Below are 13078 nucleotides of genomic sequence, written 5' to 3'. Positions count from 1 at the left end.
CTCTACAGCCTCTTCGCCCTCGAATCCGGCCAGTTCAGCTTCCTGCCCAACGTGCCCATGCCCTACCGAGAAATGACCGGCCTGAGCAAAGGCGCCACCGCTGCTGTCCTGGAAGCCCTGCAGCAGCTCAAGCTAGACCAGCGCCCCGAAAAAGACCTGCCAGAGCCTGATAGCTGCTTTTGGCGTACCAGCACCGAACTGCCTCTGTTCAAGCTTTCTGCGCTGGAGTGGGGGATCCTGGAGCAGGTGTCGCCTTCTCGCAAGCTGACGGCTTTGGCTCGAGCACTGGGGGCAGACCTGCTGGAGGTGCGCTATGCCTGTGCCCGTCTGGCCAAGCTGGGGTTGATCAGTCCCTGTGAGGGGCCAACGGTTCTGGCTCGGTCTGGTCACTGGGAGCTGTCCAAGTCGATTGCTGAGGAGGTGAATCCCGAGCCGGTGAGGGAGAGGCTGGGGGCAAGGGTGCCCGGTTTTCAGGATGAGAGCGGCCCGGTCAAGCCTTCTCTGGTCAGTCGATTGGCCACCCTCCTCAAGGGCATGCGCGAAAAATAAAAGCATAGGGATATTTGCAGTCATGTTTTCGGTTTTCGGGTAGAAACATTAGAAATAGGGAATCAGCAGGGAGATGTAGGATGGCTAATCTGTCCTCTTTGCAGGCGATCCTCCAGAGCTATGTTGCCAATACGCCAGAAGTCCAGGGAGCAGCAGTGGTCACCCCTGACGGGTTACCTTTGGCTTCCACACTGCCTGTGGGTATGGATGAAGAGAGAACCTCTGCTATGTCGGCTGCCATGCTTTCTTTGGGCGAACGGATTGGGAGAGAGCTAGGGCGCGGAGCCATAGAGAGAGTTTTTGTACAGGGGGAAAAAGGATACGGGGTTTTAACCAGTTGTGGCCCCGATGCCGTCTTGCTGACAATTGCCAGCCATGAAGTCAAGCAAGGCTTGCTCTTTTTGGAAATTAAGCGAGTCGCGGCAAGCATTGCAGAGGCAATGAAGTAAGAAAATCAAATGTGGAGGCTAAGTTTTTGATTCTGTCCTGACGTTGAGGGAAGTATGGCCATTAAACCTTCTGAGCTGCTCCAAGTCCTGATCTCACGCACGCAATTCACAGATGATGACAAGAAAGTTTTGCAGCAAAGTGCTGACTGGGGCGGCAGTATCGCGGCGGAAATGTCAGACGCCTTTTACGGCTATCTGGATCGCGATGCCGAAATGGCGGCAGTGATAGCCAAGCACAACCGGCAGCGGCTGGGCCAAACCTTTGCCGACTGGTTCAAGGAAATGTTCACGGGCATGGATAACTGGGGGCCACAATACGCTGAGCGGCGCTGGAAGATTGGCATAGTTCATGTGCGCGTTGGGATCGGCCCTCAACATGTTGTGCCTGCTATGGCCACAGTTGTGCAGGAGGTCAGTCGGCGGTTGGTGAAAGAAGGCAAGCCTGAGCAGTTGCGCACCAGCTTGAGCAAGGTTTGCATGATTGACCTCTCTTTTATTGAGCAAGCTTACCTTGAGGTGGCCTATAACGCCGTGCAACAGGAAACAGGCATGAGCGAGGCTTTATTCAAACGGTTAATTGCCAATGGTGCCAACAGTTTAATTTGAGTTGTTTGAGTTAGAGTGGGCTCTTGCTTACTCTACTTGCTTAATTTCTCTACCTTCTTGGGCTGAGGTGCTTGAGTTTCTGGGATCCCTCTGGAGCAGAGCTGGCGTTGGTATCTTTTTTAGATTATCTTAGAAGCAACCTGGAGATAGCTTTACCTCCCGTGCGGCACATGGGTGCACTCCCCCGAGTTTTATTCAGCTTTGTCGCTAGAGCTTAGTCTGAGGCCAGTTTATGGGAAATATCTTGCGAATTGTTGTAACAGGGCCGGTGGGAGCTGGAAAGTCTACCTTTATTCGCACGATTAGCGAGATTGAGGTAGTAGACACCGATTGCAAAGCAACGGACGAGGTGGCAGAGCTGAAGAAAACCACGACGGTAAGCATGGACTTCGGCCGCTTGAGAATTGGAGAGGAGGAAGAAGAGATGTGGCTGCATCTCTACGGTACTCCCGGCCAGTCTCGCTTTAACTTTATGTGGGATATTTTGATTAAGCGTGCCCACGGCTATGTTCTTCTGGTGCCTGCGCACTTGCCGGGCCAATTTCGCAACGCCCAAGCTATTCAATCTTTTATGAAGGTGAGAACAAGTGCCCCCTGCGTGATTGGGATCACTCACGTCGATCAACCCAATGCCTGGGATCCAGAAGACATTTTGTTAATTTTGGGGAATCAGGACGGTTCAGTTCCTCACACCACTTTGAATGCTCAAGAGCCATCTTCTGTTGCCAACACGTTGCTTCTGTTGGTTGAGCAAATGATGCCCCAGGTGGTTGTTTGAACAGATTTTCAGGTATCCAGCAGGCTACAGCTTTTTTTAGCAACATCGACCCCAGCCAACACAGGCGTATCTTTTGTGGGACAGGGATCCCCCTCGTGCAGCCGGAAAACGCTGCGAAGGGTAAGGTGGGACTTCGTGGAGATTGGCCGGATAATAAAATGTCCTGAGTGCTCTTTCCCATCAGCTATTGAACCAAGGGGATCCCTGCTGTGTTGCTTCTCGATTGCTCTCCCCTGACCCTTTCCCCAGAGGAAGCGCGGGAGAAACTGCTATATCTCCTGGCCCAACTGGCTTACCGAGAAGGCTCCTTTACCCTCACTTCTGGACAGAAGAGCCCCCACTACATCAACTGCAAGCCGGTCACCCTTCACCCCCAGGGGGCTTATTGGGTGGGATCCCTGCTACACCGGCTGTTGCCTCCCGAAACCGAAGCAGTGGCCGGAATGACGCTGGGAGCGGATCCCTTGGTGACGGCGGTGAGTTTGGCCTCTCTGCATGCTGAACCCGCCAATCTACCCGCCTTGATCGTGCGCAAAGAGCCCAAGGGGCACGGCACGCAAGCCTGGATCGAGGGGCCGGAGTTGCCGGCAGGCAGTCGGGTGTGGATCCTGGAAGATGTGGTGACCACCGGCAGTTCTGCTTTGAAGGCTGTCGAACGGGTGCGGGCAGCCGGCTACCGGGCGGAAGGGATCCTGGCTTTGGTGGATCGGCTGGAAGGGGCAGAAGATCGCTGCCGCGAAGCAGGGATCGCCTTTCGTCGCCTATTCACCCTTCCAGAAGTGCAGGCTTGCCATCGGGCCTTGACCTCAGGAAAATCAAAGGACTAGCCTGCCCCCTTGGTGAGCATCAAAGCTTTGGAGAGCGGACATGCTGCCCCCTGCCTACTCAGCTCTGCCCAGCCGAAATCTGCCGAGCCTACCGCATCGGGCGCGGGTGGCTGTGTACGTGGTGATGAACATCGAGCACTTCACCTTTGGCAAGCTGGGCACGGCCATTCAACCCCATCTCACCAGCTCCCCTGAGATCGCCAACTATGGCTGGCGGGACTACGGCAATCGGGTGGGCATTTGGCGCTTGTTTGAGCTGTTTGCCGAGCTGGGGATCCCGGTGACTGCCGCCTTGAATGCAGAAATGGTGCAGCTTTACCCCCCCATCATTGAAGGGATCCGCCAATACGGCTGGTCGGTGCTGGCCCACGGCTGGAACAACTCCACCGGCCACAGCGGCCTGGCCCGTGACGTCGAACAGGAGCTCATTGAGCGCAGTTTGTCCCTTTTGGAGAAGGTTTCCGGATCCCGACCCTGGGGCTGGCTGACACCGGGATTTTCCGTTAGCGAGAACACCTTTGACCTGCTCAAGGCTGCCGGGATCCGCTACACCACCGACTGGGTAAACGACGACCAACCCTATTGGCTGCAGACCGCCGCCGGCCCCCTTTTGGGGATCCCCTACACCCTGGAGGCCAACGACATCAGCCTTTGTCTGAGCGCCCGCCTGCCGGCAGAAGCCTTTGCCCAAGCCCTCATCGACCAGTTTGATCAACTGTGGCAAGATGGGGAACGCTCCCCCCGCGTTATGGCCATCGGCCTGCACCCCTTTATTGTCGGGCAGCCTCTGCGGATGGGATCCCTGAAAAAAGCCTTGCAGCACATCCAATCTCGCCCTCATACTTGGCTCACCACCGGTGATGGCCTCTACAACTGGTACGCCCAAGCCTGCCCTGCCCCCGAGGTGGCCTGACGGGATCCCCTGACCGGAGAGGATGGCTCGTCTTGGCCTTGGATCCTGCTCATTTTTTAACTTTGTTCTAATTTTGTTTTGTCTTGTCTGGAGCTGTTCATCGTGGCTCTGGAAGTGACAGCATAGGCGGTGAAGCCACCTTCAGCAAAAGGGCTTGGCCATGCGCATGGGCAGACTCAGTGGGATCCTCCTGCACCCCACCTCGTTACCGGGGCCATTTGGCATCGGCGACCTGGGGCCGGCTGCTTACCGGTTTGTGGATTTTCTGGTGGAGAGCGGCCAGCGCCTCTGGCAGGTGCTGCCTCTGGGACCTACCGGCTGGGGCAACTCCCCCTACATGAGCTTTTCCTCCATAGCCGGCAACCCGCTGCTCATCAGCCCGGAGCTGTTGGTAAAAGCCGGCTGGCTAGAGCCCGACAGTTGGCAGGACCTGCCCCAATGGCCAACGATCCAAGCCGGATCCGCCGAGCGGGTGGACTACGAAACCGTGATCCCCTTCAAGCTGGGCCTGTTGCACCGCGCCTGGGCTACCTTCAAAGAAAAAGCTTCCGGCCCCGATTGGGAAGCTTTCCAAGCCTATTGCGCTGCCGAGGCCGACTGGCTGCCGGACTATGCCCTGTTCATGGCCCTCAAGGATGTGTACGGCGAGCAAGAGTGGAACCAATGGGATCCGGCCTTGGTGCGACGGGATCCGCCGGCCCTGCAAGAGGCTCGCGATCGCTATGCCGATGCCATTACCGAGCAGATGTTTTGGCAGTATCTGTTCGCCCAGCAGTGGGGATCCCTAAGGGAGTATGCTCATCGGCATCAAGTGCGGCTCATTGGGGATGTGCCCATCTACGTTGCCCCCAACAGTGCCGACGTGTGGGCCAACCGGGAGCTGTTTCACCTGGATGAACGGGGACAGCCCTTGCAGGTAGCCGGTGTGCCGCCCGACTATTTCAGCCCTACTGGGCAACGCTGGGGTAACCCCCTCTACAACTGGGAGGTGCTTAAGGCTCGCGGCTACGACTGGTGGATCCGGCGCATCCAGGCCATCCTCAAGCAGGTGGACTGTGTGCGCATCGACCACTTTCGCGGCTTCGAGAGCTACTGGGCCATTCCGGGCGATGCAGAAACGGCTGTGGAAGGGGAGTGGCAAAAAGGGCCGGGAGCAGATTTCTTTCAGACCCTGGCCGACAAGTTGGGGGAAATCCCGGTGATTGCCGAAGATCTGGGAGACATCACGCCCGAGGTGTTGCAACTGCGGGATCAATTTGGCTTGCCCGGCATGAAGGTGTTGCTCTTTGCCTTCGGCTCTGGGCCCGATAACCCCTATTTGCCCCATGCCTACGAGCGTAACTTTGTCGTTTACACCGGCACCCACGACAACAATACGGTGGTGGGCTGGTTTAATGACCCGGATCGCTCGGAGTGGGAAAAACAAAACCTGCTGCGCTATTTGGGCTGCCAGGGATCCGAGGGCATCCATTGGGATCTGATCCGCTTGGCCCTTTCTTCCGTAGCCGACCTGGCCATCATTCCCCTGCAGGATGTGATGGGGCTGGGGGCAGAGGCGCGCATGAACTTCCCCGGCACCACCGAGAACAACTGGGCCTGGCGCTACCGCGAAGAGATGCTGCGGCAGGACATGATCCAGCGGCTGGCCGAGATGAGCGTGACCTATGGGCGCATCTCTCCTCAAGAGTTGGAGCAACGGCGAGCAGCCCTAGCCCAAGAACGGGCGGCAGGATCTTCTCAAGCTGCCCCCGGCCTCGTCTAATGCTGGATCCCGCCCATCAGCAGCCCGATCCGCTCTTCGGTGGCCTCTTCAGGCCTGAGTTCTCCTACCAGGCGGCCCTCATGGATCACCAAAATGCGATCCGACAAGCTGATCACCTCATTCAAATCCGCCGATACCAGCAGCACCCCCATGCCCTGATCCCGTGCCTGCAGGATGCGCCGATGAATGGCCTCGATGGCCCCCACATCCACCCCCCGCGTCGGTTGGGCAGCCACCAGCACCTTGGATCCACAGGAAAGCTCCCGCCCCACAACGATCTTCTGGGCATTGCCGCCAGAATAGCGGCGGGCCGTCAACACGGCCGTCGGCTGGCTTTTCTTTAGAAAGGGACATTCAGGCCCTTTCTTGAGCTCCCCGGCATCTGGGATCCTCAAGTTCTGAAAACTCCACTGCCCTCCATTGCCGCAACCGGCTAGTTGAGCGCCTGCACCTGATCCAGGAAGTCTGCCACCGTCAGGGATCCCAGCTCCTGTCCATGGCGCTGGCGCACGCTCACCGTTCCTGCCGCCTGTTCCTGTTCCCCCACGATCAGCATGAAAGGGATCCGGGCCTTCTCGGCATTGCGGATTTTCTTCGGCAAACGATCGCTGTCGGCATCGATGTGGACGCGGATCCCCTGCTCTCGCAGCTGATCCCGCACCTGGGTGGCGTAGCCCAGATACTGATCGGAAACGGGCAAAATGCGCACCTGTTCCGGGGCCAGCCAGAAGGGAAAATCCCCAGCGTATTCTTCGATGAGGATCCCAATCAGCCGCTCCAGCGAGCCAAAGGGAGCGCGGTGGATCATCACCGGACGCTGCCGGGATCCATCCTCAGCTACGTATTGCAGATCAAAGCGCTGTGGGTTTTGGTAGTCCACCTGCACCGTGCCCAGTTGCCACTCCCGATCCAGCGCGTCGCGGAAAATAAAATCCAGCTTTGGCCCATAGAAGGCTGCCTCTCCGATCCCTTCAAAATGGGGCATCGACAACTTCTCTACAGCGCGACGGATGGCATTCTCGGCCCTGTCCCAGTCCTCAGGGGATCCCAGATATTTGTCCGACTTGGGATCGCGGAAGCTGAGGCGGGCGCGAAAATCTTTGAGTTTAAGCTTGTCGAAGACCACCAAAATGAGATCGACAACCTTAAGAAACTCCTCCTCCAGCTGATCGGGCCGGACAAACAAATGGGCATCGTCCACCGTAAAGCCACGCACTCGCGTCAGACCTCCCAATTCCCCCGATTGCTCGTAGCGATAGACGGTGCCGAATTCGGCATATCGTAGGGGCAAATCGCGGTAGGATCGCAGCTCGGATTTGTAGATTTGGATGTGAAAAGGACAGTTCATCGGCTTCATGACAAAGCCCTGTTCGGCTGCGCGATCCTGCTCATTCTCCGCCATCATGGGGAACATATCTTCCCGGTACTTTTGCCAGTGGCCGGAGATCTTGAACAAGTCCACACGGGCAATATGAGGGGTAACCACCGGCAGGTAGCCCCGCTTGAGCTGCTCCTGCTTGAGAAAATCCTCCAGCACCCAGCGTAGGGTAGTTCCTTTCGGAGTCCAAAGGGGCAAGCCCGGACCCACTTCATCGGAAAACAGGAAGAGACCCAGTTCTTTGCCCAGCTTGCGGTGATCCCGCCGTTTGGCCTCCTCCAGCCGCCGCTTGTATTCCTTCAGCTCCTCTGGAGTTTCCCAGGCGGTACCGTAGATGCGTTGGAGCTGCGGCTTGGTCTCGTCCCCCCGCCAATAGGCGCCGGCCACGCTGAGCAGATCGAAAGCTTTGGGGTTGAGCTCTTGGGTGTTTTCCACGTGGGGACCGGCACAGAGATCCCACCATTCATCCCCCAAGTGATAAATGCTGATGACCTCTCCTTCGGGAATGCTGTCTAAGATCTCCAGCTTGTAGGGTTCTCCGAGGGCTTCGATGCGGCGCCTGGCCTCTTCACGGCTCACCTCCTCGCGGATCACCGGCAGGCCCTTTTTGATGATTGCCTGCATCTCTTTTTTGATGCGATCCAGATCTTCCGGCGTGAAGGGCTCGGGATGGTCAAAATCGTAGTAGAAGCCGTAGTCGGTTGTGGGGCCGATGGTCACCTGGGCCTTGGGAAACAGCTTTTGCACCGCCATAGCCAGGACATGGGAAGTGGTGTGGCGGATGCGCTCCAGTTTGGGAGACTCGTGAGTGCGCAGCAGTTTGAGGGTGCTGTTGGCCTTCTGAGGTGATTCGGCTGGCTGAGACATCGGAACCTGCTTCGACAACAAAGAAAGAACAGTGAAGAAATGGATATCCGTGTCCCTATCTTAGGCTGGGGCGAGAACGGCAGGGATCCCCAGCTAATCAATTCCCCTGTTTGCCGAGTCAACCGCGAACCTCACCTCACGACTCGGCCCGGAACAAGGGGGGAAAGTACACAGTATCCTAAAGGGGTTGACCCCCTTACCCGAGCCATGATCTCTTCGCCCACCAACTTCACGGAATGCCCTGTCGCCTCTGCTCCCCCAGTTTCCGAAACCGGCCCGGCTTCTCGTCCTGAATCTTGGGCTGCCCCCGTTCTGGCCGCCATCGATGTGGGCAGCAACTCTCTCCACATGGTGGTGGTGCGCATCAATCCCCGTATCCCTAGCTTCACCATCATCTCCCGCGAAAAAGCCACCGTGCGGCTGGGGGAGTTTTGCAGCCAGACGGGCGCCCTCACGCCTGCAGCTATGGAGCGGGCCCGGACGGCTCTGGAGCGGTTTTGCCGCATTGCTGAGAGCTTTCAGGTGCAGGATATTGTTGCCGTGGCTACCAGTGCTGTGCGCGAGGCCCCCAATGGGCTGGAGTTTTTGAAGCGGATTGAACGGGAGCTGGGCCTGCGGGTGGAGTTAATCTCGGGGCAGGAAGAGGCCCGCCGCATCTACCTGGGGGTGCTCTCGGCGATGGAGTTCCACAACCGGCTGCACGCGGTGGTGGATATTGGTGGCGGCTCCACCGAGCTGATTTTGGGCAATGGCCAAGAGCCGGAGTTTCTGCGCAGCGTCAAGGTAGGGGCAGTGCGTCTGACCCAGGCTTTTTTGCACCACGACCCGCCCACTTCTGCCGAACTGCAAGCCCTGCGCCAGCACATCCGCGGCATGCTGGAATCCCCCATCGAGCAGATGAAGCGGATCCTTGCCTCTTCACAACAACAGGGATCCCTGCCTTTGGTGGGCACCTCTGGCACCGTCGAGTGCCTGGCCCAGTTGGATGCCCGCCGTCGGTTGGGCGCTCTCCCCCATCGCCTGCAGGGGTATGAGTTCAGCCTGGAAGCCCTGCGCGGCTACATCAAAGAGCTGCGCTCCCTCACGGTGGCCGAACGGCAAAAGCTGCCCGGCCTGGGGGAAAGGCGGGGGGAGATCATCCTAGCCGGGGCGGTCATCTTGGAAGAAGTGATGACCCTGCTGGGGGTGGAGCGGATCCAGTTTTGCGAACGGGCTCTGCGGGAAGGGCTGATCGTGGACTGGATGATCGGCCAAGGGCTGATTGAGGATCGGCTGCGCTACCACAGCTCGGTGCGGCGGCGCAGCGTCCTCAAGTTGGCGGAAAAATACCAGGTGGAGATCCCCTATGCCGAGCGGGTGGCCGAGTTTGCCCTCAGCCTTTTCGATCAAACCCGCGGCATCCTGCATGGCTGGGGATCCCGGGAGCGGGCTCTTCTCTGGGCGGCGGCCATGCTGCACAACTGCGGCCACTTCATCAGCCATGCCGCCCACCACAAGCACTCCTACTACCTGATCCGCCATGGAGAACTCTTGGGCTTCAACGAAGAAGAGGTGGAGGTGATCGCCAACTTGGCCCGCTACCACCGCAAGTCGCCCCCCAAGAAGAAGCACGAGAACTTCCAGCGCCTCAGCGACGAGCGGGATCGCCAAGTGGTGCTGGAACTGAGCCCCCTGCTGCGCATAGCCTGTGCTTTGGATCGCCGCCGCCTGCAGGCCATTCAAGCCCTGCACTGCCGTTTTCAGCTCCTGGGAGAAGGCCCCCGCCGCATGGAGTTGATTTTGGATCCCAGGCATCCCAAGGACGACTGTGCCCTAGAGTTGTGGAGCTTAAACGAGAAGAAAAAAGTCTTCGAGCAACAGTTCAACCTGCAGGTAATCCCCAAGCTCTCTACCCAGATCCAGCGCAGCGCCGATCCCTTTGAGGCAGCAGTTTAGCCTTCTCGGGGATCCTAGCTAAGGGGCGATGGTAATGGGCGAGGGGCTGGTTTGGGTGGTCTTTTGGCCCCCTCTTTGCAAAATCACCTCGATGATGCCGTTGTTGACCGGCTGCATGTTGAAGGGCAACTGCTGCTGGGTTTCGTATAGGCCCGGCGCCACCTCCCGCATTTCGACTTCCGGCGTTACCCCAACAATCCGAAAAGCAGCCCGCCCCCCCGGATCCCCTCGCATGGTGACTTTGAGAATTTCTCCCATGCGCAGATTGGTGCTGTTGGTGGTGACACTGAAAATCTGGGGCAGTCCCGTGGCGACGGGTGCGGAAACCGGCTGAATGGTGGAGCGGGTTCCTCTGGAGCCATCGATGGAAAAAGGAAAAATCTCCCGATGTTCCTGGCTGAGGCCGTCCTTGGTGAGCACAATCCTCAAGGTGGGATTGTTGGCCTGGTGGGTGGGGGCTACCACGTAGGTGCCTTCGTAGTGGTTGGGTCGTACCTCCCGCATCGGCTGGTTCAGGGCCAGATTCCCCAGATCAAACTGGGCGATCCCTCCAGATTCCCCCCAAATGGCAATGGTGAGAATGTCCCCTTCCACCAAGTCGCGCTGGGGATCCAAGCGAATGGCCTCAATGCGCGGATAGCGATTGCTGGCTGCAGTCAGAGGGGCTGGCTGCGGCAGAGGAGCCGGGGGCGGAAATACTGATTCCACTGGCGGAGGAGCAACATTGCCCAAGGCCAGTTGAGGTAGCCGCCGTTGAACGCGGGTACTGACGCCATTGAGGGTCAACTGAATACTGATGTCGGGGCCAAAGACGGCATCCTGAGGACCAAGGCTATAAACTGCGCGGTAGTAGCCGGGCTGCACCTCTTGCATCGGCAGACCCTGAACCACGCCGCCGATATCAACCGTAGCCCTGCCGTTGGGAGTGGCCTGCGCTTCAATGGTCAAGGTTCCCCCTGCAGGAACACTTCCTCCCTCGGGAGTGATCCGCGTTTGGAAGATTTCGGGTTGGACAGTCTCGGCCACCCGGGCTGGGGAGGGACGCAACTGGGCCACAGGGGGTGGCAAGGGCGGAAGCTGACCGCGATACACCAGGGCCTGATGCAACAACACCGCCCCTTCTGCTCGCCTCAGCACGCGATTGGGCTGAAGACGAGCTGGATCCGGCACATTCACCAGCAGCCCCGCCTCACCTGCCATGGCCACAAAAGCCCGCCCTACCTCCGGCACATCAGCCGCATCGGTGTACAGAGCCATCCAGCGCTCAATGTCGGCCTGGGTGGGAGCAGGCAATTGCAGAGCCCGCACCAAAATGGCCAGGGCTTCCAGGTGGGTGATATCCCCTTGCGGGCGAAACTCGTTGCCCTCGTATAGGCGCATGGCCCCCGCCTGTAGCACGGCTTGGGCAGTCCAATAGTCGGGGGTGTTGGGCTCCAGGTCGCGAATCTCCTGCACCTGGTTGGGATTGGGAATGTAGCCGAAAAACTCCGTCAGCCACTGGGCCAATTCCAGACGGGTCAGGGTGGCTGACAGGGGTTCTTGGGTGATCACCACATCTGTCTGACGTTCCAGAGCCGCCACGTAGGGGTCGGTCCAGGCCAGCGAGGCTTGCTGCTCCACCCCTTGGGACCAAGCCGGCAAGCTGACACCCGACCAGCCCAGCGTCCAACACAAGCTCAGAGCTAGGGGCCACGAGCACCGCATAGCTGTCACTCCTGTTCCAACAACATCCCCTCAGGGCCAGCTTATCTCAAACTTCCGCCCCATCCTCAAGCCCTCGATGCCCCTTGGGATTGCGCCCTTTGGCAGTGAGATTCTGAAAACTCGGGTAAGAAGGTTCGCCGCAGGGATCCCTTAGGAGATTTTACCTATGCAAGACGGGATCCGGCTTGACAGCAAAGGGCCTAAGCAAGGGTCTCGTAACTTGTAGTTGTGCATCCAAATCCTTATCATTGTGTTATAGACTCAGAAAGTTCAGAAAGCACTTTTGCCCCTACCCTAGGGAGGAGTTTCATGGCTGGCAGCACCGGAGAGCGACCTTTTGTCGATATCATTACCAGTGTCCGCTACTGGGTTATTCACGCCCTGACCATTCCCGCTTTGTTTTTGGCAGGCTGGCTTTTTGTGAGCACTGGCCTGGCCTATGATATTTTTGGCACCCCGCGCCCCAATGAGTATTTCACGGCAGAGCGCCAGGAGTTGCCGATCGTTAGCGATCGCTTCAATGCTCTGGAGGAGCTGGAGAGGCTGACTCGCTAGGAGTGCCCGTGGGTAAGTGGACTATTCGTTGTTGCAATTTGTAAGTTGATTGAGCTTTTTGCGTAGGGTGATATCTATGGCCACTAAATCTGATGAACCCGTTTTTTACCCTGTTTTTACCGTCCGTTGGCTGGCGGTACATACCTTGGCGATCCCAACGGTTTTCTTCTTGGGAGCTATTGCTGCAATGCAGTTTATTCAACGGTGAACCCAATGGCTGATCAACCCGAAAGGAATCCCAACTCCCAACCTGTCGAGCTAAACCGCACTTCCCTTTACCTGGGTTTGCTGCTGGTGTTTGTGGTTGGGCTGTTGTTCTCCAGCTATTTTCTCAACTGAGGCCAGGATCACACTCTGCTCTTGGAGTTGGGAAAGAGCGCAGGGGACAATGCTGGCTTTTGGCTAGCCCTTGCTCCCCTTTGCTAAGTTTACTGAGAATGTAATTGCTGCTAGTTCTGTCTTTTTTGGAGACCAGTTGCTATGACCAGTCAAGCAAGGATCCCTTTGTGGATAGTGGCTGTGGTTGCCGGTTTGGGTGTGATCACGGTAGTTGGGCTCTTTTTCTATGGCTCCTATGTGGGCCTAGGCTCTAGTCTGTAGGTTTGAGGTTTTCGGTCTGGTAGTAGCCCCCAATAGGTAGGGGTAAAGGGTCCCATGGTTTTTACGACCTAGCCGAATTCAGCTAGAAATCGCAGGAGCCCCGCACTGTACCCGTAGGGTCAGTGCCGGGAGGAATGCGGAAGTCACAATAGAAC

General features: G+C 57.9%; 14 protein-coding genes and 1 pseudogene. 12 read left to right on the top strand and 3 right to left on the bottom strand.

The window, feature by feature from the left end; genetic code table 11:
* From NW834_RS10130 to malQ, 7 genes and pseudogenes are all read left to right on the top strand, one after another.
* Positions 1-549 (top strand): annotated as a pseudogene (locus tag NW834_RS10130) (hypothetical protein); the annotation flags it as partial.
* 80 nt (positions 550-629) lie between these two features.
* Positions 630-998, top strand: a complete 369-nt coding sequence (locus NW834_RS10125; RefSeq protein ID WP_011433098.1) for a roadblock/LC7 domain-containing protein — start codon at positions 630-632, stop codon at positions 996-998.
* A 54-nt stretch (positions 999-1052) separates the two neighbouring features.
* Complete coding sequence (locus tag NW834_RS10120; protein WP_011433099.1) at positions 1053-1604, top strand: protoglobin domain-containing protein; 552 nt, start codon at positions 1053-1055, stop codon at positions 1602-1604.
* 232 nt (positions 1605-1836) lie between these two features.
* A complete protein-coding gene (locus NW834_RS10115) occupies positions 1837-2382 on the top strand; it encodes a GTP-binding protein (protein WP_414419638.1) in 546 nt (181 codons plus the stop codon).
* A gap of 209 nt (positions 2383-2591) precedes the next feature.
* The gene (gene pyrE / locus NW834_RS10110) at positions 2592-3209 is read left to right on the top strand and encodes an orotate phosphoribosyltransferase (protein WP_414419637.1); all 618 of its coding nucleotides are present in this window, start codon (positions 2592-2594) and stop codon (positions 3207-3209) included.
* Positions 3210-3249: 40 nt separating this feature from the next.
* Positions 3250-4122 carry a polysaccharide deacetylase family protein gene (locus NW834_RS10105; RefSeq protein ID WP_414419636.1) on the top strand — a complete coding sequence of 291 codons (873 nt, stop codon included), beginning with the start codon at positions 3250-3252 and terminating at the stop codon, positions 4120-4122.
* Positions 4123-4282: 160 nt separating this feature from the next.
* The gene (gene malQ, locus NW834_RS10100) at positions 4283-5884 is read left to right on the top strand and encodes a 4-alpha-glucanotransferase (protein WP_414419635.1); all 1602 of its coding nucleotides are present in this window, start codon (positions 4283-4285) and stop codon (positions 5882-5884) included.
* On the opposite strand, the gene NW834_RS10095 is transcribed toward malQ, so the two are convergent.
* Both NW834_RS10095 and thrS read right to left on the bottom strand, forming a co-directional pair.
* Positions 5881-6204, bottom strand: coding sequence for a sugar ABC transporter ATP-binding protein (locus NW834_RS10095; protein WP_414351037.1), 324 nt, complete (start codon positions 6202-6204; stop codon positions 5881-5883). The two genes, malQ and NW834_RS10095, sit on opposite strands and share 4 nt — an antisense overlap.
* Before the next feature lie 113 nt (positions 6205-6317).
* A complete protein-coding gene (gene thrS, locus NW834_RS10090) occupies positions 6318-8129 on the bottom strand; it encodes a threonine--tRNA ligase (protein WP_414426296.1) in 1812 nt (603 codons plus the stop codon).
* A gap of 207 nt (positions 8130-8336) precedes the next feature.
* On the opposite strand from thrS, the gene NW834_RS10085 reads away from it, so the two are divergent.
* Positions 8337-10064, top strand: coding sequence for an HD domain-containing protein (locus tag NW834_RS10085; RefSeq protein ID WP_414419633.1), 1728 nt, complete (start codon positions 8337-8339; stop codon positions 10062-10064).
* Between the two features lie 18 nt (positions 10065-10082).
* Here NW834_RS10085 and NW834_RS10080 read toward each other — a convergent pair whose 3' ends face one another.
* Positions 10083-11768, bottom strand: coding sequence for an S-layer homology domain-containing protein (locus tag NW834_RS10080; protein WP_414408682.1), 1686 nt, complete (start codon positions 11766-11768; stop codon positions 10083-10085).
* Positions 11769-12077: 309 nt separating this feature from the next.
* Here NW834_RS10080 and psbE point away from each other — a divergent pair, with 309 nt between their 5' ends.
* The 4 genes from psbE to NW834_RS10060 all read left to right on the top strand — a co-directional run bounded on the left by psbE (position 12078) and on the right by NW834_RS10060 (position 12923).
* The gene (gene psbE, locus NW834_RS10075) at positions 12078-12323 is read left to right on the top strand and encodes a cytochrome b559 subunit alpha (protein WP_011433109.1); all 246 of its coding nucleotides are present in this window, start codon (positions 12078-12080) and stop codon (positions 12321-12323) included.
* Between the two features lie 76 nt (positions 12324-12399).
* Positions 12400-12531 carry a cytochrome b559 subunit beta gene (psbF, locus tag NW834_RS10070; RefSeq protein WP_011433110.1) on the top strand — a complete coding sequence of 44 codons (132 nt, stop codon included), beginning with the start codon at positions 12400-12402 and terminating at the stop codon, positions 12529-12531.
* A 5-nt stretch (positions 12532-12536) separates the two neighbouring features.
* A complete protein-coding gene (locus NW834_RS10065) occupies positions 12537-12662 on the top strand; it encodes a photosystem II reaction center protein L (protein WP_011433111.1) in 126 nt (41 codons plus the stop codon).
* A gap of 141 nt (positions 12663-12803) precedes the next feature.
* Positions 12804-12923: a photosystem II reaction center protein J gene (locus NW834_RS10060; RefSeq protein ID WP_011433112.1), complete on the top strand. Its 120-nt coding sequence runs from the start codon at positions 12804-12806 to the stop codon at positions 12921-12923.
* Positions 12924-13078 lie beyond the last annotated feature (155 nt).

Origin of the sequence: Synechococcus sp. R60.1 (genome assembly GCF_047461835.1) — a bacterium.
Classification (GTDB): domain Bacteria; phylum Cyanobacteriota; class Cyanobacteriia; order Thermostichales; family Thermostichaceae; genus Thermostichus.
This window is presented reverse-complemented; position numbering and strand designations above follow the sequence as displayed.